General features: G+C 58.3%; 14 protein-coding genes. 7 read left to right on the top strand and 7 right to left on the bottom strand.

Annotation, left to right across the window (positions count from 1 at the left end):
- The first annotated feature begins 708 nt into the window (after nt 1-708).
- A complete protein-coding gene (locus Q0915_RS05220; protein ID WP_299474244.1) occupies nt 709-6,807 on the top strand; it encodes an antitoxin in 6,099 nt (2,032 codons plus the stop codon).
- 183 nt (nt 6,808-6,990) lie between these two features.
- On the opposite strand, the gene Q0915_RS05215 is transcribed toward Q0915_RS05220, so the two are convergent.
- Nucleotides 6,991-7,521, bottom strand: coding sequence for a MarR family transcriptional regulator (locus Q0915_RS05215; RefSeq protein ID WP_299474241.1), 531 nt, complete (start codon nt 7,519-7,521; stop codon nt 6,991-6,993).
- A gap of 144 nt (nt 7,522-7,665) precedes the next feature.
- Between Q0915_RS05215 and Q0915_RS05210 the strand changes: the two genes are divergently transcribed.
- From Q0915_RS05210 to Q0915_RS05200, 3 genes are read left to right on the top strand one after another with little or no spacing between them, the layout of a single operon-like run.
- Nucleotides 7,666-8,694, top strand: a complete 1,029-nt coding sequence (locus Q0915_RS05210) for a TRAP transporter substrate-binding protein (protein ID WP_299474238.1) — start codon at nt 7,666-7,668, stop codon at nt 8,692-8,694.
- A 2-nt stretch (nt 8,695-8,696) separates the two neighbouring features.
- A complete protein-coding gene (locus tag Q0915_RS05205) occupies nt 8,697-9,206 on the top strand; it encodes a TRAP transporter small permease (RefSeq protein ID WP_299474235.1) in 510 nt (169 codons plus the stop codon).
- A gap of 3 nt (nt 9,207-9,209) precedes the next feature.
- A complete protein-coding gene (locus tag Q0915_RS05200; RefSeq protein ID WP_299474232.1) occupies nt 9,210-10,517 on the top strand; it encodes a TRAP transporter large permease in 1,308 nt (435 codons plus the stop codon).
- Between the two features lie 9 nt (nt 10,518-10,526).
- Here Q0915_RS05200 and Q0915_RS05195 read toward each other — a convergent pair whose 3' ends face one another.
- From Q0915_RS05195 to Q0915_RS05180, 4 genes are read right to left on the bottom strand one after another with little or no spacing between them, the layout of a single operon-like run.
- Nucleotides 10,527-11,129, bottom strand: coding sequence for an ABC-type transport auxiliary lipoprotein family protein (locus Q0915_RS05195; protein WP_299474229.1), 603 nt, complete (start codon nt 11,127-11,129; stop codon nt 10,527-10,529).
- Nucleotides 11,130-11,157: 28 nt separating this feature from the next.
- Nucleotides 11,158-13,152 (bottom strand): MlaD family protein, encoded by a 1,995-nt coding sequence (locus Q0915_RS05190; RefSeq protein WP_299474226.1) that lies wholly within the window; start codon nt 13,150-13,152, stop codon nt 11,158-11,160.
- A gap of 10 nt (nt 13,153-13,162) precedes the next feature.
- Complete coding sequence (locus Q0915_RS05185) at nt 13,163-13,972, bottom strand: ABC transporter ATP-binding protein (RefSeq protein WP_299474223.1); 810 nt, start codon at nt 13,970-13,972, stop codon at nt 13,163-13,165.
- 7 nt (nt 13,973-13,979) lie between these two features.
- Nucleotides 13,980-15,128 (bottom strand): ABC transporter permease, encoded by a 1,149-nt coding sequence (locus Q0915_RS05180; RefSeq protein WP_299474220.1) that lies wholly within the window; start codon nt 15,126-15,128, stop codon nt 13,980-13,982.
- A gap of 92 nt (nt 15,129-15,220) precedes the next feature.
- On the opposite strand from Q0915_RS05180, the gene dgcN reads away from it, so the two are divergent.
- The gene (dgcN, locus tag Q0915_RS05175) at nt 15,221-16,234 is read left to right on the top strand and encodes an N-acetyltransferase DgcN (protein ID WP_299474217.1); all 1,014 of its coding nucleotides are present in this window, start codon (nt 15,221-15,223) and stop codon (nt 16,232-16,234) included.
- On the top strand, nt 16,231-17,214 hold the full coding sequence (gene dgcA, locus Q0915_RS05170) for an N-acetyl-D-Glu racemase DgcA (protein WP_299474214.1): 984 nt from the start codon (nt 16,231-16,233) through the stop codon (nt 17,212-17,214). The genes dgcN and dgcA overlap by 4 nt, the downstream gene beginning before the upstream one ends.
- On the opposite strand, the gene Q0915_RS05165 is transcribed toward dgcA, so the two are convergent.
- The gene (locus Q0915_RS05165; protein ID WP_299474211.1) at nt 17,211-18,395 is read right to left on the bottom strand and encodes an MFS transporter; all 1,185 of its coding nucleotides are present in this window, start codon (nt 18,393-18,395) and stop codon (nt 17,211-17,213) included. The genes dgcA and Q0915_RS05165 overlap by 4 nt on opposite strands.
- A gap of 130 nt (nt 18,396-18,525) precedes the next feature.
- Between Q0915_RS05165 and Q0915_RS05160 the strand changes: the two genes are divergently transcribed.
- Nucleotides 18,526-19,743 carry a protein phosphatase CheZ gene (locus Q0915_RS05160; protein ID WP_299474208.1) on the top strand — a complete coding sequence of 406 codons (1,218 nt, stop codon included), beginning with the start codon at nt 18,526-18,528 and terminating at the stop codon, nt 19,741-19,743.
- A gap of 148 nt (nt 19,744-19,891) precedes the next feature.
- Here the strand turns inward: Q0915_RS05160 and Q0915_RS05155 are convergent, their stop codons facing one another.
- Entirely contained in the window at nt 19,892-20,914 is a 1,023-nt protein-coding gene (locus Q0915_RS05155; RefSeq protein ID WP_299474206.1) for a threonine/serine dehydratase, read from the bottom strand.
- Between the last annotated feature and the right edge of the window lie 6 nt (nt 20,915-20,920).

Below are 20,920 nucleotides of genomic sequence, written 5' to 3'. Positions count from 1 at the left end.
AAACTGAATTTTTGGTTAACGCACGCAATTCGCGCGCTCCAGTCGCGTGAGAAAAAAACGTTGTCTTTCCGCCATTTCCACTTCACGAAACGGTTGCTGCAATGCGAAGTCGCGTTAACTTTTTTTGCGAATTCGCCTTGCGGCAAACGCGTCGAATGCGGCAGGGGTCAATTTGCAAACCAGCCAATCAGGCTTGATTGGGTTGGAAAACCAAGGCTCTGCCCACCCCGCGTCGATGCAGGCCCGGATTGTGCGCGCGGGAATCTCGCGTCCGTTTTCATCGAACAAAGGAAGTTTGCCGCCAGGTTGCTCCAACCCTTTTCTCAACCATCGCTTTTGTGCGGCGGTCAGATTTCCGACTTTCAGGGTTGGCTGATCGCCACGGCCCGAAATAACTTCCGCTGCGTTATTTTTCTTTGATTCCGGCATCGAAACCGCCCCCTAAGTGATTCATGCCATTGCCGTTTCTTGTTCGTTAGGAGAGATTGTGCCATTACAGTTGCTGATGCGGCAAGGTTGGGAAGAGCACCGTCTGAAAAAACAGGACGGTCGGTCAGCGGCGGCCCTCCCAGAGAACGATTTTTTGCGGTTGAGTTAAGTCCAGCGGTAACCGCGAGGTGACGCATTCGGTGAGTTTGGAATACAATAGCCTGTGTTAGCAGGCGAGTTTACCGGCGTGTAATGAGTACGGACGTGAGGCGATCCTAAATGGCAAATCCGACAAAGGCTAAAGATCCGGCGGAAGCAGCACTTTCAGCAGTTGAAGAAGCGCTTAAGCTGGACTTTGGCGGTCCAGACGCAACTTTCAACTTCGATGAGACCACTTCCGCGGCGACCGCAAACAAGGAAGCGGAAGCGGAAGCGGAGCCGGAGCAAAAGCCACAGTCATCACCCCAGAACGCAAGCCCGAAAGAAGAGCAGCGTTCCTCCCGCCGACGTGGCCGCAGCAACCGTCCGCCGGCTGCCAATGACGACCGCCGGAATATCGGAAATCTGATTTACGGCCTGCAGCGCCGTCCGTCCTCCGCCCCGTTTTGGGGAGCACTTTCGCTGAGCATCGTTTGGGCTGCGCTTGGCGGCAGCCTGTTCATGTCCGCTTTCTCCGACAAGGTCGTCTCCTTCAGCGATCCGCAGGCCCTGCTCTCGTCTCCTGAAATTCTTCTGGCTGCAGTCGCCATTCTGGTGCCGATCATCTTCTTCTTCGTTATGGCCATGATGATATGGCGCGCGCAGGAAATGCGCATTGTCGCCCGCGGCATGACAGAAGTCGCCCTGCGTCTTGCCGAACCTGAAGACATGGCAAAGGAATCCATCCTCAGTGTCGGCCAGGCCATTCGGCGCGAAGTCGCCGCCATGGGTGACGGCATTGAGCGCGCGATCGCCCGAGCGAGTGAACTTGAAGTTCTCGTCCATAACGAAGTGTCCTCTCTTGAACGGTCTTACAACGACAACGAATTGAAGATCCGCGCCTTGATCGAAGAACTGGTCAGCCAGCGGGAATCCATCGTGATCAACGCAGAGCGGGTCCGCGAGACGATCGCCGGTGCTCACGAAAACTTTTCTTCTCAGCTTTCAAGCACTTCCGGCGAACTTGGCGAAACGGTTGATCAGGCCTCTCAGCGCATGATCGAAGCCGTCAACAACCGCGTCGCGGAACTGAATTCCACCGTTGATTCCCGTATTGAATCCCTTGGGGCAACCCTCAACGCATCCGGCAACGAGCTTGTCGACAATCTGACCGTGCGCGCGGAAGACTATGTGTCCCGCCTGTCACTGACAGGACACGAACTGGTCGACAATCTCGCCGAGACCGGCGCGACCATGTGGGAAACTCTTTCTGCCCGCGGCAACCAGGTCAACGAGCGGTTCGCCGAAACAGCGAACGCCTTTGTGGAAACCCTTTCCGACAGAGGCACAGAGATCAACGAGACGCTGGCTTCTTCCAGTACGTCCGTTATTTCCACCTTGAACAGCAAGGCCGAGGAGTTCCGGTCAACGCTTGAGAACACCGGCGTTACCGTGGGTGATGTCATCACCAAGCGCGGTGAGGAAATCAACGCTAACCTGTCTCTTACCTCCGGACGGCTTATCGACACGATCACGACACGGACCGAGGAACTTGTCACCACGGTTGATACCCGGGTCACCAATCTGGACGAATCCCTCGCGGCCACCGGTTCGCGTGTCGTTGAAAGCATTTCGGAGCGCGGCCAGACCGTCACGGACACGATCTCCATTCGCGGCGCGGAAATCGTCGAAACACTGTCGGGCCGGTCAACAGAAGTTGCCGAAATCCTGCGCGGAACCGGCGAAAGCATCGTGGTCGACCTGTCGCTGCGCGGCGGAGAGATCGCTGCCAAACTCGACGAAACCGCCGGGTCGCTCACCCAGACCATTTCCGTTCGAGGCGGCGAACTCGCAGAAAAGCTGGACAGCATCTCCGAGCGTATCTACACCGCGATTTCGATCAACGGCACCGAGCTGGACGAGCGCCTAACGGCCCGCAGCAACGAAATGGCGACCATGCTCGAGCAGCAAACGGTCGGCTTCCGCGACACGCTGGAAAGCGTCTCCAGCCAGTTTGCCTACGGTCTCGGCCAGCAAACAGATGCCCTCACCTACAAGCTTGCCGAAACCGGCACACAGCTTGCCGAACTTATCGGCAGCCGCGGCGACCGTGTCGCCAACGACATCAATCAGGTCAGCGGCCAGATCGCCGAGACCCTCGAAATCCGCGGCGGTGCACTGCACGAAGGCCTTTCAACTCGGCTTTCCGAGCTGGAGACATTGGTTTCCGATCGCGGTGGCCAGCTGATAGAGGACTTCGGCACGAAGACCTTGCTGTTGTCTGAAGCAATGGACACCCGTCTTTCCACTCTCGACACGACATTCGCGACGCGCATCGACACGATGGATGTATCACTGGGGAACCGGATCGCGGAAGCGGATTCGGCAATCGGCGGCCATGCGGCGCGCCTTGACGCGGCAATCGGCGGTCATGCTGCGACACTGGACGCGACCCTCACCAATCACGCAGCTGCAATCGAGGCCTCTCTCAGCGATCGGCTTGGTGCGGTCGATGCGACGCTTGGCAGCCACGCAGCTGAACTGGACAATTCACTCGGCGGCCACGCAGCCAAGATCGAAGCTTCTCTCGGAGACCGGCTTGCGGCAATCGACGCCACACTCGCAGAGCGTGCTGCTGCAATCGACGCCTCGATCGGCGATCGCGGCACCGCCCTGGACGCCTCGCTTGGCGATCGCATCGCCTCGCTCGACACCGCTCTCGGCGAGCGCATTTCAGCCATGGACGCATCACTCGATCAGCGCTACGGCGCAATCGATGCAACCTTGAGCGACCGTATCAGCACCATGGACACTTCGCTGGAGCACCGGTTCACGTCCATGGACGCCACGCTTACCGACCGCATCAGCACGCTGGATGCGTCACTGGAACAGCGCTTTGCATCCATGGATATGTCTCTGGGAGAGAAGATCTCCTTCATGGACACCACTCTGGAAAGCCGCTTCAATTCCATGGACACGTCGCTCGGCGCGCGGGTCACGACGATGGACGCAACCCTTGAAAACAGGGTGTCCTCGATGGACCGCTCCATGAGCGAACGTATTACGACCATGGATCAGGCGCTTGGCAGCCATATCAACACTCTTGATCTGACGCTTGACCAGCGTACAGCCTCTTTCGAGGCAACGTTGGAAACACGCACCCAGATCCTTGCAGATGCCATCGACAACCGGACCACCGGCATCAGTGATGCGCTGGAAGAAAAGACGCGCAACATCACCGATGTCCTGGCGGACCGCTCCGATGCCATCACCCTGCAGCTGGGTCAGCGCATTGAGAACGCCGGCAACAACCTCGCCGAACGGGCGACGGAAATCGGCCAGACGCTCTCTGATCGCGTCGATGGTGCGGCCGCATCCATGGCGGAAAAAGCCGAACTCCTGTCCGCTTCAATGACAAGCGGCACGGATCGCATCGACGAGACGCTTGATGCGCGTGCACGCCAGATTTCGGAGACCCTGATCTCCAGAACGAAGGAAATCGCAAAGGCGTTCGTCGAGGGTCAGGACGAAATGACGAGCGCGCTCGACAACCGGCTGTCGGAAGCCGGCGACGTGCTCGGCAAACAAAGCGAACAACTCACTGATTCCCTTTCAGAGCGCATTGCCGAAATCAATGTCTCGCTCGGCGCGAAGGTGTTCGAGGTTGCCGAAACGCTCGACAGCCGCGCGACGCAACTCGAAACACTCCTGAACGAGCGGCTTGAGAGCATTTCCGGTACGCTCACGGGAGAAAGTGAGCGCGCACGCGACATTCTGACGACCGTGATTTCGGAGGCCGGAGCGACCTTGTCGACGGAAAGCACCCGTCTTCGCGACGTTGTGCAGGAAGCCGTCGCAGCCGCGGTGCAATCTCTTTCCGATGAACGGACCAAAACCGTTGATATCGTGGACACGGCCCTCAACCAGGCCACCGAGAAGCTGGCAGGCGAAGGCGACCGGATGCGGCAGATCGTTCTCGGTTCTGTTGGCGAGGCGCGCGGCGTTCTTGTCGGCGAAAGCCAGAAAGCCGCCGACACGGTCAGCAGTGCCATGCACCAGGCGACAGGTGCCATGTCCGGAGAAAGCGGCAAAATCCGCGAACTCGTCTTGTCTGCGGTCAGCGACGCTGCGCGCGCCATGGCGGCGGAAAGCGAGAAGGCCCGCACGCTTTATGCCGGCACGCTTGCAGAATTCACCGGCTCGCTCACCGGCGAAAGCGAAAAGATCCGCGGCGATCTCTCCGGGCTCATCGCCGAGATTTCCGGGAACCTGTCTGCTGAAAGCGAACAGGCACGCCTGACCCTTTCGAACACACTGGAAGAAATGCGCGGCCAGATGTCGAACGAAGCCGGTATGGTCCGTGCGCGGGTCAACAGTGCTGTGTCGGAAGCGGCGGAACTTCTGGTTGGCCGGGGTAACGAAGTTGCCAACGACCTGCTTGAGAAGGCGACGGCGCTCAACGCAGCCTTCGGCGAGCAGTCCGGCGAACTTGCCCGCATTGTCGGGACGGATGGTAACGACCTCATCAATGCCATCGAAACGCGGGCCAACGACCTCACAGGTCGGCTGTCCGAGGTCCACGGAGCTATCCTTGACGCCATTACGGTGAAAGGACGCGATGTGACGGAGACCTTCGCTCACACAGGCCTCGACGCCACGCGGACGCTTGTTGAAGCAGGCGAGCGGATTATCGCCAGCATCAGTGAGCGCAGCGATCAGGCAGCAAACCTGCTCACTGATACCAAGCGGCGTCTTGAAGCCGATGTCACGGACATTCTCAACAAGGTTGAGGAATCCAACGCCAATCTTCAGGGTATCGTTACGACCGCCGGGGAAAACCTCAATGAGGTCGAGGGCAACCTCGCCCGCCGCGCCGGCGAGTTCCGGTCAGCGGTCGATCGCGCGGTCCAGGAAACCAACCAGACGACCACGCTCATCGATGAGCAGGTTTCCAACCTGCGCGACGTCACCCAGACCACGCTTGCGGATATTCAGAACCTCACCAATCGCTTCGGCGACCAGTCCGAGGAGCTGACACGTGCCGCTCGCCATCTGGAAGACACCAATGCCTCCGTCGCAGCACGTGTTACCGACCGCCGCACGGCGATCGAGGAAGTCGCGGACACACTCCTGGCGAAGACGGAAGCTGTCGATACCCTGATGCGGTCCTTCACTCAGACCCTGTCAGACACGCTGGAATCTGCGGACGACCGGGCGCGCGAAGCCGCCAACATGCTTGGTGCTGCCGCAGAAGCGGCGTCCAATCAGGTTGCAGAACAGTTCGAATCCATGCGCATGACAGCTGGAATGGAAGGACAGAAGGCCCGTGATGCCATTCGCTCGGCCCAGGATGACATCATCTCTGAGATGACCCGTACCGTCAGTGATGCTTCGGATCGCTTCAATGATGCGGCTTCGCGGATGCGCGACGTAGCCCGGGACGTGCATCGTGAACTTGAGGCTACCCGAAACGAACTGAAACAGGGTGTCTTGAACCTGCCGGACGAGGCGGAAGAATCTTCCGCGGCGCTGCGCAAGGTGGTCAACGAGCAGATCCGAGCGCTTACGGAACTTTCAGAAATCGTTGCGAAGCAATCCAATTCGCTCGATATCTCGCGTCCGCAGGCTCAGGCTGCAACCGCTGCAGCGCCCGCGCCGCAGCCCGTCGCACCGGCACCGGCAAGCTATGCCCCGTCAACGCCGGCACCGCAGCAAGCTGCGCCCGCGGCCGAACCGCGCCCGGCGCAACAACGGCCGGTCGAAACCCGGCGCCAGCAGCCGGCTCAGCCTCAAGGCGGCAATCCTGCTGGCAAAGGTTGGGTCGCCGATCTCCTGCGCAGAGCTTCCCGCGACGATGACGCAAGTGTCGACACGAGCATGGCAAGAACACCGTTGCAGACAGTTGAAAGCCTGAACTCGCTGTCTGTCGATATTGCCCGTGCGATCGATCACGAGACGTTCATTGATCTTTGGAACCGGTATCGGGACGGGGAGCGGAATGTTTTCACCCGCCGTCTCTACACACTCCAGGGACAACAGACCTTTGACGAAATCCGTCAGAAATACTCTCGCGATCCGGAGTTCCGCACAGCCGTGGAACGCTACGTTTCGGACTTCGAACAGCTGCTGGCACAGGTGTCCAGAAATGATCGCGACAATATGCTGGGCCAGACCTATCTGACCTCCGATACCGGCAAGGTTTACACCATGCTGGCCCACGCCAGTGGTCGTCTGGACTAACAGACGGGGCAAACGAACAGAAAGGCGGCCTTGAGCCGCCTTTTTTGTGTGCTGCATAACCAAAAGGCAGGTGCGGCGCCTTTCCAATACCGTCTGTGGGTCATGCCGGACCAATCACGCGTGACCGGAGACGAAAAGAGCGATAGTGTTCAGCACGAGTTGTTTGCGACTGGGCGCCCTATGTCAGCTCCTGGGCCCCTGCCCCTCGGCCAGGTTGTCACGGATGCGCTGAGCGATTGCCAGAAATCCGTAGATGTCGTCTTCCGTGAGGCCCTTCAGCATTTTGCGTTCGACCGCCAGCAGTTTGGGCGCCAGATCCGCGTAAACAGCGCGCCCGTCTTCTGAAAGCTGCAACAGATAACTCCGGCCGTCTTCCGAGTTTGTCTCGCGTGTGAGATGACCGCGTTCCTCCATCCGTTTTACAGCACGGCTGACAACCACCTTGTCCATACTGGATCGTGCCACGATTTCGCTCGCCTGAAGACCGGCGGAGGCCGCACCCAGGATCGCCATGGTCCGCCATTCCGCCGGCATCATTCCATAGTCGCGCTGGTAAACGGCCGAGAGTGCACTGGTGACGTCGGAGTAAAAAACACGAACGAGGTAGGGAAAAAATCTTTCGAGCACAAAACCGGAACCGGGGTCGTCCTGCGTTGGAGCCTGCCCTGACATATGCTCGGCAACTTCGGTTTTCGGGTGCTCAGGCTTGGTCATGGGCGCTCAATTGTTTTCAAAGGACTGCAAATCGATTTTAGGATTGACTTAGTTTCATATGCAACTATTTTCGATTACCGCATGCTGAAAATTATTCAAATTGGTGAAAAGCACCGGTCAGTCTGCAAACGGGAGGAGGAATCCGTGAAACAAATCAAGTGTCTTTCGATATTGGCTGGCCTGACGGCGACGGCCTTGTCCGGATTTGTCGCAACATCGAATGCAGACGAATTGGTCCTGTCGTCCTGGTTGCCGCCCAAGCACCCAATTGTAACCGGCGTCATGCAGCCCTGGGCCGAACAGGTCGCCGAGGCAACGGATGGCCGCGTCACCGTGCGGATCCTGCCCAAACCGCTCGGACCGCCCCCGGCGCATTACGATCTTGCTGCCGACGGGGTTGCCGATATTACATATGGCCTGCACTCCTTTACACGCGACGACCGCTTCCTGCGCTCTCGCATAGGCCAGTTTTCCTTCATTGCCGACACAGCGACCGACGGATCAAAGGCTTATTGGGACGTCTATGCCGGAAAGCTGAATGCGCATGATGAGCATGAGGGCACCAAACTGCTTGGCCTCTGGATCCATGGTCCCGGCATGTTCCACAACAATCAGCGCAAGATTGAGACGCCGGAGGATTTCTCGGGCCTCAAGATCCGCACACCGGGCGGCTACATAGCCGATCTGTCGCAGGATCTCGGGATCACCACGCAGTTCATGGGTCCCGGCGAAGTCTACGAGAAGCTCTCCCGCGGCGTTATTGACGGTGTCACCTTCCCGATGGAAGCGCTTCAAGCGTTCAAGCTGACAGACTACGTCAAGTCTTCAATGAGAGTGCCCGGTGGCATCTACAACACGTCCTGGTTCATGGTGATGAATGAAGATGTCTGGGACGGACTTTCCGACGAGGACAAAGCAGCCATCGAAAACGTCTCCGGGGCTGCGCTTGCAGAGCTTGCCGGCAGCGTCTGGGACGGTGCCGACACGCGCGGTGCGACATATGTCTCCGACAAGGATCTCGAAGTTTATGACGCACCCGCACCGGTTCTCGAAAAGATCAGGGAACTGGCGGCAAAGCACGAAGCCACTTGGGCCGACGCTGTGTCGGAAACCGGCTTTGATGGAGCCGCCGCGCTTGCCGAAATGCGTTCCCAGACCGGCATCAGCAACTAATGATGCCGTCAGGAACCGACACTTCAGCTTCGCGCCGGTTACAGGGAATCCGGCGCGGGGCAGCATTTTTACTCGGTCTTGCGTGCCTGCTTGTCCTGGTGGCCATGATCGCCCTCACCTGCCTGGACGTTGTCGCGCGTTATCTCTTCAACAGTCCCGTCAACGGGGCCTACGAACTGACGCAGTTACTGCTGGCATCGCTTATTTTCCTAGCCTTGCCGCTCACAACGGCTGCAGGCGAACACATCGAAGTGGAGTTGCTCGACGGGCTGAAGAGCAAGATCCTGAAAGTCTTCGGCGCTGTCTGCGCCGGGTTTGCAACCGTCGCCGTCTTCGCAATTGTTTCGCTGGAACTGTCCGAACATGCAGAAAAGCTGCAGAGACGTGAGCAGGTAACCGATTCCCTCGAAATTCCGCTCTATCTGATCGGCTGGCTCGGGACGGCGTCGTTCGCTATATCAGCTATTGCAGCCATCTTCTGGACGCTGCGGCGCTGGCGTGAAAAGGCCTGACACGTGCTTGAAGCCCTGATTGGTTTTGTTGCCCTCTTCGGCCTCGTTCTGCTGCGCGTCCCGATCGCCGTCGCGATGATCATTGTCGGGACAGCTGGTTTTGCCGCTCTGCGCAACTGGAATGCGGCGCTGAACCTGCTCGGCAACGCCGCCTTTGACACGGGACTGTCCTATACGCTCTCCGTGATCCCGCTTTTCATACTGATGGGCAATCTGCTGACCATATCCGGTGTCAGCCAATCGCTTTTCAGCACCGCCCACAGCCTGCTGCACCGCATGCGCGGCGGCCTTGCCATGGCCTCCATCGTTGCCTGCGGCGGATTTTCGGCGGTCTGCGGGTCCTCGCTTGCAACGGCGGCAACCATGTCCAAGGTCGCGATGCCCTCGATGCGCAAGGCCGGTTACGCGGACAGCCTTGCAACCGGCTCGATCGCTGCCGGCGGCACGCTCGGCATCCTGATCCCACCAAGCGTGATCCTGATCATCTACGGCCTCTTGACGGAAGCCGATATCGGCAAACTCTTCATTGCCGGGATCATTCCGGGCCTGCTCGGCGTCCTTTTCTATCTTGCGGCCGTCTATGTGACCGTGCGTTTGAAACCCGCGCTCGCCCCGTCCGAGCACGTCGACGTCGCGCTGGACCGCAAGGATGTCTGGGGTGTTCTTGCGGTCCTAGGGCTCTTCGCCGTGATCATGATCGGCATCTACGGCGGGTTCTTCACGCCGACGGAAGCCGCCGCAATCGGGGCAGCAACTGCGCTGATCATCGCCCTCCTGTCCGGTGGCCTCACCTTCGAGAAGTTCTTCACTGCCGGTCTCAATTGCGCCAAGACGACCGCGATGATCTTCGCCATCATCATCGGTGCGGAGGTATTCTCCAACTTCATCAGCTATGCCGGCGTTCCCGATGCACTGCTCTCCTTCGTGCAATCGCTCGACGTCAACGCCTATGTCGTGATGCTCGTGCTGGTTTTGATCTACATCCTGCTCGGAGCCGTTCTGGAAAGCCTGTCGATGATCCTCTTGACCGTCCCGGTCTTCTTTCCGCTGGTCACGTCACTCGACTTCGGTACCGGTCTCCTGAGCGATCCGGACATGGTGTTGATCTGGTTTGGCATTGTCGTTGTCGTCGTCACCGAAATCAGCCTGATCTCCCCGCCGATCGGTCTCAATGTGTTCGTTCTGCGCTCTGTTCTGACCGACATACCGCTTCGAACCATTTTCGCGGGCGTCCTGCCCTTCTGGGCAGCCGACATCTTGCGCCTGGCCCTGTTGATCGCGGTGCCGGGGCTGTCCTTGATGTTGCTTTGAGGTTGCGTTCTAAACGTTGCGAAGCGTCCACGCGGCCATTTCGGCGAAAACGCGGTCCGCGGAGCTGTTCATGGCCTCAACAGCCTTGTCGACGGAGGAGCTGCCGGCCGGCGTTTCGGCGCGGAAGACTTTTGTCGCAACGGTCCGGCCATTACGGTCGTTGACGACACGGGCGGAAATTTCCACGACACCCCGGTTCCCGGAGACTTGAAGCTCGAACGCGCGGATTTCTGTCTGAAGCTGATAATCGATCAGAAGGCCATCACCGGGGAGCCCGACGCCGCGCAACCGCCCGGTATTCTGCAGCGTTTCCTGGAGTTTTATCTGCACGACATTCGGCAACGTGTCCGCCCAGGCGGATTTCGGATAGTAGCTGTAGATCGGTCCGTCATCGACGACCGCGATATAGCTGGTATCGAGCGCTTTTAGTGCCCGTGGGGGCGCTACAAGCACCTGGACGCGGCTGGATCTGCCCCGAAGGCCGTCAACATCTGCAGAGGTCAGACTGTAGAAGGCTGAAGGCGCTGTGCTCGAACATCCGGCAACCGCTGCCCCAAGGCCGAGAACGCCTAAAACGCCCCGGCGGGTCATGTTGGTCGTTGCCTTCGTCATGCGCCACTGCCCTTACTGCTTTTCTTTTTCATCGCCGCCGTCCACCAGTATAGGTGGGGACGTCTTCGCCTCCGAATATCACGCGGTTGGGACTGCGTTCAAAACTCTCCGCCGCACGCTGGATCGAGACCAGTGTGCGGTTGAGCTGTGACAGTGCCGCTGTGAAATCGGAAGAGCCCTGCGTTGCGAATTTCGACAAACCGCCTGCAATCGAGTCTGCACGGCTTTCAAAGGCGACCGCAACCTTGCGGATGGCCTCCGCCGCCAGCGTTGCCTCTTTGATCAGGCCCTCGCCGTCGCCATCGACCATGGTCGATACTTTCTCAACCAGACTTTCAACGCGCACCGAAGTTGCATTCAAGGTCGCGGTCATCTGTTTGGCGTCGGTGATGATCTGGTCGACGTCCGGCGTACGCTTGGAGAGATCCGCCGTCATTTGCTGCACGTTGTCAGCTGCCTGTTGCGCACTCTGCAGGATTGACGGGATACCGTTTTCCTGGCTGGCAAGCTCCGATGCAGTGGTTTCGACTGACCCGACAATATTGGCCACCTTCTCCGGATCCACGGCTTTCAGCAGCGTGTCGGCGGTCTGCAATGTCTCAGCAAAACGTTCGGCGGCGGCCTGAACATCCGTGATCAGTGCCGCGATCCGGTCGTCCTGACCGCGAACCGTTGCCGACACCGCTTCAAAATTCTGGACCGTCGACTTTGTGGAAGCGATGATCTCGTTGATCTGGCTTTGCTGGTTGTTGAAGTTGTCAATGACGCTGGCAACGCCGTTGACGGCATTTTCAACCGTTTGGGGATCGACGCTCGCCAGCACTTCGTCCACACGCAAAAGCGATGCATTCATGCCAGTTGTGAACGTGTTGACGGATTGGACCACTTCCTCGATCTGAAGCGGGTCAATCGCGGCGGCAATTTCAACGCCGCGCGTCATGATCGCATCCACCTTCACAACAACGTCCCTGCCGCCTTCCAGAATCTCGGAGATGGCACCTTCCCGCTCCTGAACCACTGCAACGATCTTGTCGATGTTCTGCATGGTCGTGGTGGTCGAGGAGATTAGCTTGCTGATGTCATCGCTGCGGGTTTCAAGCACGCCACCGAGTGCCGCGGCACCGGTCATGACTTTTTCCACGTCCTCGGGTTTGACCGCCTGAACGATATTCTGAACGCTGTCGAGGCCATCGTTGAGTTTTTTCGTGAAGGTTTCCAGTTCCTTGGCGGCACTCTGGGCATCGCTCATCAACAGATCGATATCGTCGCTGGCTTTACCCAGGCTGCCGGAGAACTTCGTCAGGTCATCGACAATCGCCGTCACCTTGTCAGAAGGAACAGCCGCCAGCAGGCGCTCGCCCTGATCAACGAGCTTTTCAAGCCGACCTGAAAGGCTGGAGAAGGCCTGCGACGCTTCTCCGATATTTGCCATGAAGTCCTTGACGCCATCCGAGTTGGCGGCAAGCGCGGCTGAAAAAGTCTCTACGTTCTTGATGGTGTCGTTGATGAGCGGTTTGTTTTCAACAAGAACATCTTCGATCGTCTTCATCGTGGTGTCCGCCCGCTTGAGGACGTCACGCGCGCCATCGACGATGTCGTCGAAAAAGGACCGGTCCGCGTAAAGAACTGGCTCCTTGTCGCTGTTTTCCTTGAGCAAGAGCGGGGATGAAGACGTGCCACCCAACAAATCCACGTAAGCGACACCGGTCAGGCCGGTGAAGTTCAACGTCGCCTTGGTGTCTTCGCGAAGTGGTGTGCTGGGCTTGATACCGACAGTTGCGACGACCTTGGTCGGGTCATCAGGCAGAAAGTCGAGGGATTTCACGTCCCCGACCTTGATCCCGTTGAATAAGACACTGCCACCGACAGGGAGTCCCGTGACGGGTCCGGGATATATGATTTTGAGCGAGACGTTCTGGCGCGATTCAGCCGTTGCGGCCAGCCAGAAAACGAAGCCGAATGCACCTATCAGGACGGCCACCATGAAGGAGCCAATCAGGATATAACTCGCGCGCGTTTCCATTCAGTCCAACCTATACCCGGCGCAATGCCCGCTGACCCCTGAAATACTCCTTAATCCAGGGATCATCATTTTTCATCATATCGTCCAGCGTCCCGATAGCCAGAACACGTTTATTCCCAAGAACTGCAATACGATCGCAAATAGAATGCAGGCTATCGAGATCATGCGTGACCATGTAAACGGTCAATCCGAGGGTTGAACTCAAGTTTCCGATCAGCGTGTCAAACGCAGCCGCGCCGATCGGATCCAGTCCTGAGGTCGGCTCGTCCAGAAACACCAAATCGGGATCAAGTGCAAGCGCGCGCGCAAGGCTTGCACGCTTGATCATGCCGCCAGAAAGCTCCGATGGAAGTTTGTCGGCAGAATCCTGCGGCAAACCCACGAGTTCGAGCTTGAGGGTCGCAAGTTCATCCATGAGTTGGGGCGACAGCTTGAGATGCTCGCGCATCGGCACCTGGATATTCTGTTTCACGGTCAAGGAAGAAAACAGAGCGCCCTGCTGGAATAAGACGCCCCAGCGGCGTTCAATGGTTTTCCGTTCTTTTTCGGTAGCTGTGGAAAGATCATGCCCAAAGACCGAAATGGTACCTGCCCGCTTCGGTGTCAGTCCAAGTATGGCCCGCATCAACACCGATTTACCCATGCCGGAGCCACCGACAAATCCAAGTACCTCTCCGCTGTGAACGTCGAGATCAAGGTTCTGCAAAACGATCTTGTCGCCAAATCCGACGGTAACCCCGCGCACGGACAGGACAATATCAGATCCTTCCGCCGTCGCTTCGGTCGCGATGGGATACTCTTCTGATGCGATCGCCGACATGGCCCGGTTACACTCCTATGGCGGCGAAGAAAATCGCGAAGAATCCGTCCACGACGATAACGAGAAAAATGGCCTTCACAACCGACATCGTTGTGTGGCGGCCAAGTGATTCCGACGAACCACCCACCTTCAAGCCCTCGACGCAAGCAATCAGGCCAACGATCAGGGCCATGAACGGCGCCTTGATAACACCGACAAGCACCGTCTCAGGAGTGATCGCGACCTGCAACTGCGAAAGAAAAGCCGCCGGCGGAATATCGAGATAGGCCCAGGTCACCAGTCCAGCGCCAAACAGCGCAGCCATATCGGCAATGAAGGTCAGGATCGGCAGCGCGATCATAAGCGCCAGAATTCTGGGAAGAACCAGCACTTCCGTGACACTCAGTCCAATCACGTGAAGAGCGTCGACTTCTTCCTGCATTCGCATTGCGCCCAATTCAGCCGTGAATGCCGATCCGGATCGCCCCGCGACCATGATTGCGGTGAGAATAACGCCGATCTCACGCAGCACGAGAACCCCCGCGAGGTCCACCACGAAGATCTCGGCGCCGAACTGCTTGAGATAAAAGCCACCCTGCTGGGAGATGATACCCCCAATCAGAAAGCTCATGAGAGCCACGATCGGAACCGCGCCGATGCAGCTGCGGTCGAACTGGACGGCTATCGAAATGCTGCGAAGCCGTCCGGGTTTCAACAGGACGGTCGAAAGGACAAGACCAAGCGAACCCAGAATGTGGAGCATCGCTTTGCCGTCTTCGTAGGCATCAACCATCTGCCGGCCGGTCGCTTCCAGGAAACCGACAATGGTAAAGCCGCCGCGGTCCGGTTTGTAATTTGGCGGATGATGCCGGTCGATTTCGTCGAACAGTTTCTGCCGAATGGGTGTGACACCCGTAAGCCCGACTTTCCGCCCTTCAAACTCCAGTCTTCCGCGCGTCCTGTGGATAAGCCAGGCACCGCTCGTGTCCAGATGCTCGATTTTGGAGACATCGATGCACGTCAACCGGTCCTTGGCCACTTGGAGCTTGCTGATGCCTGTCTCAGCGTCGCCGATGGTACTGACCGTCCAGTCACCTGAAAGCGCGAGATACTGATGATCCGGGCCATCCGCCTCCAGCTTCATCTCAGGTTCAATGTTTTTTTCCAAGAATGCCATTCCGGATGGCTGCCCTCTTGCCGCTGGTTCGATATCCCTCGTATACCTGATGGAGAAGATTAACGTCCAGCAGCCACTTGAAAGCTTTGTCCATGGAAATTGCCCGTCCTTATCTCTTGTTCCTCGGAGATGTCCCTGATGCACTCGCAGCGAAAACGGCAGTCGGTATCGTCGACTGGCGCAAAGACTGGTGTATCGGTCAGGTCAGACTGCAAGGGTGCGCTGCCGATACCGGCCTCTCCGACATGACAATTGGCGAGGGTGCGGGCGCTGGTGCGAAAACGCTGATCATCGGCGCGGTCAATGCCGGTGGACGATTGCCGGATCACTGGATTGCATCGGTCGTTGAGGCGCTTGATGCCGGCCTTGACGTTGCCTCGGGCCTTCATGTGCGCCTCGGTGACGTTCCTCAGATCCGCGAGGCGGCGGAACGCAACGGACGCCGGTTGCACGATGTCCGCCACAACTCCATGACATTCGCCACCGGCAAGGGTACCAAACGCCGGGGCAAGAGGATTTTGGCTGTCGGAACCGACTGCTCCGTCGGGAAAAAATATACGGCGCTTGCGATGGATCGCGCCATGAACGAACGCGGATACCAAAGCACCTTCTGTGCAACCGGGCAGACCGGCGTCTTCATTTCAGGCCGCGGGGTCTCACTGGATGCGGTCGTTGCCGACTTTATCTCTGGTGCCGCCGAGTGGATTTCGCCGGAGACCGAGGACGATCACTGGCAGATTGTCGAAGGTCAGGGTTCGCTGTTTCATCCCTCGTTTGCCGGCGTCACGCTCGGCCTCCTGCATGGCTCACAGCCGGACGGTTTCATCGTCTGCCACGAACCGACACGCACGAAGATGCGCGGGGTCGAGACGCCCCTGCCAACCATTCAGCAGGTCATCGACATGACCGTACAATGCGGCAGTCTGACCAACCCGGACATTCGCTGCGTCGGTATTGCCGTCAACACGTCAGCTCTCGACAACGATGAAGCCCTGGCGTTTCTCGCAAAGGTCGGTGAAAAACACGGCCTTCCGGCAACCGACCCGGTCCGCTTCGGCATGGACGTGATCGTGGACAAGGTTTCCGCCGAGTTCGGTGCGCCATGAATCGGACTGTCAGCATCGAGGCCCAACGTTTTGAAATTGCCGGAAGTTTCAAGATCTCGCGCGAAACGAGAACGCATGCGCAAGTGGTGACCGTCTCGATTGGGGAAGAGGGCGTTTCCGGACACGGTGAATGCGTCCCCTATCCACGCTATGGCGAATCGCTCGAGACGGTACAGACCCAGATCGAGGAAATTTCACCGCTTCTGAAGTCGGGCCTTTCCCGCGTTGAGCTGTTGAGCGCAATGCCGGCCGGCGCAGCCCGCAACGCCGTCGACTGCGCGCTCTGGGACCTGGAGGCGAAACTTTCAGGCCAATCCGCTGCCCAGCTTGCAGGCCTCGAAGCGCTCCGCCCGGTCACCACCGCCTTTACGATCAGTGTCGACACGCCCGAGACAATGGCCGAAAAGGCCGCTCAGGCCGCACATCGTCCGTTGCTAAAGGTCAAACTCTCCGGACCGGGAGACGATGCCCGCATCCTCGCGGTCCGCGAGGCAGCCCCGCAGAGCATGCTGATCGTTGATGCCAACGAAGCGTGGGATGCGAGCTGCTTTGACACGAATTTGGCTGCCTGCACGTCCGCCGGTGTTGAGCTGATCGAACAACCTCTTCCTGCGAAAGAGGACAACTTACTGTCCTCTATCAAAAGTCCGATCACCCTGTGCGCCGACGAGAGCCTCGCACCGGGGAAGTCGCTGGATAGCCTCAGGGACAAATACGACGCGGTCAACATCAAGCTCGACAAGGCAGGCGGCCTGACGGAAGCGTTCAATCTGCTTCACGCCGCGCAGGCCGCAGAATTCAAGATCATGATCGGCTGCATGCTGGGCACTTCTCTCGCGATGGCGCCGGCTGTCCTGCTCGCACAACAGGCAGACTTCGTCGATCTTGACGGGCCCCTGCTGCTGAAGGAAGACCGTTCGCCAGGGCTCAGGTTTGAAGGCAGTACGCTGCATCCGCCTGAACCAGCGCTCTGGGGTTAGCCATTCCCGTCAAGATCCAGCCGGTGTAACTGCCGGCGGATCAGCGGTGCCAGCAAAACAATCGCCACCAGACCGGCGGCAGCAACGCCTGACATGAGATAGAATGGCGCATGCGGGTCCGCTTCGAACAGGCTGCCGGCAATCGCAAGCCCGGCGGCCATCTGAATGCCGATAGACGCTGTGAACAGGCCCTGCCCGGTACCGGACCAGCGCGCGGGTACGACCTTGGCGAGGATCGCAACAGCACCGAGATGCGCTGCACCGAACGTAAAACCGTGCAGTAATTGCAATGCGCCCATGAAAATCAGCGAATCGGCAAACGGAAACAGACCCCACCGAACGACTGAGGCAATGCCGGCTGCGATTAGGAACATAGGCGGGTCGAACCGCATTGACAGCTTTCCGGCAACGGCAAACAAGGCTATTTCAGCGACGACACCAATCGCCCAAAGCACACCGATGGCAAAATCCGGCACATCGATCGATTGCCAATAGATGGTACCAAACCCGTAGAACGCGGCGTGGGTCGCCTGAAACAGCCCGAGGACCGCAAGAACCGGCCAAAACCAGACTTGCGCGAAAGGCGTCACGTTGGTCTGTTCGCCTTTGCCGGCGGAAGCATTGTCGCGCGGTTGCCTTGGCAGCGACAGAACAACGATGCCTGTTGCCAGCGACGCCGCAATTGTCAGTGACACGATCATCCAGGATCCTTGCTCGCCCGCAAGACTGCCACCGGCAAGATTCGCCAGGACGAAACCGACAGACCCCCAAAGCCGCATGCGCGCATAATCGGCACCGGTGTTTCGCGCCGCGTCGAGGGCGTAGGCATCGCTCAGTGGCAAAACCGGTGCCTTGATCACCATGTAACCGATCACCGCGCCACCGAGCAGGAAGACACCACCGGGCAGGAAAAACAGTGAGATAAAGCCGGCACCGATCGTAGAGTAAACCAATATCGACAGACGTCTTTGACTGGTCCAATCCGCAATGTTTGACAATATTGGACTGGCTACAGTGCGGGCAATCGTGCCGATTCCGAGTATTAGCCCGATTTCCGCGGCACTCAGCCCCCTGAATTCCATTACCAATGGAAAGAAGGGTAGAAAAAGCCCGAACGCGAAAAAGTGGCATGCAAATAGTGCTGCAACCCGTGCGCTAATATTGTTGGAAAGTTTTGTCATTAGTTCATCAGCCGGCCTTCAAACCGTGCCGGCATAAAGGGATGTTAACGATTTTCACCCTACGATCAGAGCGAAGTTGTCCGTGTTAAGGCAACACACGATCCTTAGGCAAGTTGAGAATCGCGTCCATATGAAAGCGGAAGCATTACAGGAAGAGCAAGGGGTGATCGGCGACGCCGAATATCACACTCTCGAACAGACCCTGCTGGAATCCGATCGCGGGCGACGGTTCCTGAAAGAATTTCTCAGTCGCAACAAGACGCCGGAGACATCCGAAATCTTGGGTGCGATCAAGCGCCTTGAAAAGGTGGTTACACATCAACGCACGGTACCGGATCTCGACAAGATCCGTCTCGATATTGCCGACATGCACGAGGCAATCGAACGGACCAAATCCGAGATAGCCAATATCAAGGCGGAAGGCGACGAAAGCAACCGCTTCGTTGACGCGTCCCACGAACTGGACGCCATCGTCACCCAGACCGAAGGCGCGACTCAGTCGATCCTGGAAGCGGCCGAGCAGATCCAGGAGCAGGCATGGGTCCTGCGCGAAAACGGCGCGGACGATGCTGCCTGTGATGAAATTGACGCCAAGGCCACCGAAATCTTCATGGCGTGCTCGTTCCAGGATCTGACGGGCCAACGCACGAACAAGGTTGTTCAGGTGCTGCGCTATCTGGAGAGCCGGATCAATCTGATGATCGGAATTTGGGGCATTGAAGGCCTTGAAGCCGACGATACCGCAGGCCCGGTTGACGCTCGGCCTGATGCCCATTTGCTCAACGGCCCGCAGATGTCCGGCCGCGGTGTATGCCAGAACAGCGTTGATGAGCTGATGTCGGTCAGCGATGACGTGTTCAATGCGGCCCTGGAAGACACCGGCACGGAAGTCGTTTCGGAAACTGATGCCGCACCTGCCGCATCAGCAACCGCGAGCGAAGAAGATGTCGACGCAATCATGGCTGCTGGCGGCGATGAGCCGATGGATGCTGCAGCGATCGATGACATGTTTGCCGCAGCTCCTGTCGAAACCGCCGAACCGGAGCCTGTCGAAGACGACGCCGACCTGATGAGCGAGGATCCGGACGCAACACTTGATGAAGCTGCGATCGAAATGCTCTTCGACAACGAGGTCAGCGCCGCCGAAGAGGAAGCTGCCACGGACCATGACGCAGTCCTTGAGGCTGACGCAGAAACCGAGGCGGACACGGACATAGAAGTGGACGCATCAGAGGACGAAGCGGATATTGCCTGGCAGCTCACCGAGGAATCCGCTGAAGAGCAAGAGATCACCGACGATCCCCTCGAGCAACTCTCCGAAGCGGAGCGGCAAGCTCTCTTCAACTAAGCATTTTTTTGCGATTATGTACAAAGGCGCAGCCTAAGGCTGCGCCTTTTTTCAGATCAAAATCCACTCATTCTTGTTGGTCTTGAGCTTTGCGTATGTGCAAGCCACCGGATTTGGCCGGATATGGACGCAGCCTCCTGCTGCTGCCTTAGGCCAGAGCCCGCATCAGCATGTCGGGATCTATATTGCCGCCGGTGAGAACGAGACCCACGGTTTTGCCTTTAAGGGACAGTTTCCCGGTCAAGACAGCTGCCAGCGCTGCCGCGCCGCCCGGTTCCACCACCAGCTTCAATTCGCGAAAGGCGAAGGCGACCGCATCGAGGGCTTCCTCGTCGGTGATGGTTGCGCCTTCGGCGGCAAGTTGGCGCAGGATTGAAAACCCTATTTCACCAGGTGTTTCGGAAAGCAGTGCATCGCAGATCGATCCGGACTTGAGTTCATTCGACAGCAAGGCGCCGGCTTCCAGTGATCGCTTGTAATCGTCGAAGTGCTCCGGCTCCACAGTGTGGAAGCGAGTGGACGGTGTCTTGAAGGCGAGAGCAAGTGCGATGCCGCTGGAGAGCCCTCCTCCGCCGGTGCAGGCCAGAACGTCATCGAGCTGCAATCCCAGCTCGGCTGCTTGCAGGGCCAACTCCAGACCGACTGTCCCCTGTCCCGCGATCACGGCGGGATCGTTGAAAGGATGAACGAACGTTGCACCGGTTTCCGCGCAAAGGTTCGCAGCGATCCGGTCGCGGTCCTCTTTCTCGCGGTCGTAAGTCACCACCGTTGCGCCGAATGCACGCGTGCGCTCAAGCTTGATCCTGGGCGCGTCCGCCGGCATGACGATGGTCGCATCGACACCAAGAATTCGCGCGCTCGCGGCAACGCCCTGTGCATGATTTCCGGAAGAACAGGCCACAACACCTTTGGACCGGGCTTCTTCGGGAATGAGGTTCAGGCAATTGAAAGCACCCCGGAATTTGAACGATCCGCTGCGTTGAAGGTTTTCTGGCTTGATGAGAACTGTGGCTCCTGCCCGCTCGTCAAGCGCCGGATGCCGCAACAACGGTGTGCGGACAGCGTACCCGTCGATGCGGTCGGCCGCATTCGCCACATCGGAATAGGTTACGGCCTTCCCCGAATAGTCCGGCTTGGCGTTTTCACTCGGTTGAACAACGGTTTCGGTCATCAGCTT

It is taken from the genome of uncultured Roseibium sp. (assembly GCF_947494555.1).
GTDB lineage: Bacteria > Pseudomonadota > Alphaproteobacteria > Rhizobiales > Stappiaceae > Roseibium.
Note: the sequence above shows the minus strand (reverse complement) of the source record. Positions and strands in the feature narration are given on the sequence as shown.

Excerpts from the sequence above, each read along its gene's own strand:
- Q0915_RS05190 (WP_299474226.1), bottom strand. The coding sequence starts at position 13,152 with ATGGAAACGCGCGCGAGTTATATCCTGATTGGCTCCTTCATGGTGGCC.
- Q0915_RS05180 (WP_299474220.1), bottom strand. The coding sequence starts at position 15,128 with ATGGCATTCTTGGAAAAAAACATTGAACCTGAGATGAAGCTGGAGGCG.
- Q0915_RS05215 (WP_299474241.1), bottom strand. The coding sequence starts at position 7,521 with ATGACCAAGCCTGAGCACCCGAAAACCGAAGTTGCCGAGCATATGTCA.
- Q0915_RS05185 (WP_299474223.1), bottom strand. The coding sequence starts at position 13,972 with ATGTCGGCGATCGCATCAGAAGAGTATCCCATCGCGACCGAAGCGACG.
- Q0915_RS05160 (WP_299474208.1), top strand. The coding sequence starts at position 18,526 with ATGAAAGCGGAAGCATTACAGGAAGAGCAAGGGGTGATCGGCGACGCC.
- dgcA (WP_299474214.1), top strand. The coding sequence starts at position 16,231 with ATGAATCGGACTGTCAGCATCGAGGCCCAACGTTTTGAAATTGCCGGA.
- dgcN (WP_299474217.1), top strand. The coding sequence starts at position 15,221 with ATGGAAATTGCCCGTCCTTATCTCTTGTTCCTCGGAGATGTCCCTGAT.
- Q0915_RS05155 (WP_299474206.1), bottom strand. The coding sequence starts at position 20,914 with ATGACCGAAACCGTTGTTCAACCGAGTGAAAACGCCAAGCCGGACTAT.
- Q0915_RS05165 (WP_299474211.1), bottom strand. The coding sequence starts at position 18,395 with ATGACAAAACTTTCCAACAATATTAGCGCACGGGTTGCAGCACTATTT.
- Q0915_RS05195 (WP_299474229.1), bottom strand. The coding sequence starts at position 11,129 with ATGACGAAGGCAACGACCAACATGACCCGCCGGGGCGTTTTAGGCGTT.
- Q0915_RS05220 (WP_299474244.1), top strand. The coding sequence starts at position 709 with ATGGCAAATCCGACAAAGGCTAAAGATCCGGCGGAAGCAGCACTTTCA.
- Q0915_RS05205 (WP_299474235.1), top strand. The coding sequence starts at position 8,697 with ATGCCGTCAGGAACCGACACTTCAGCTTCGCGCCGGTTACAGGGAATC.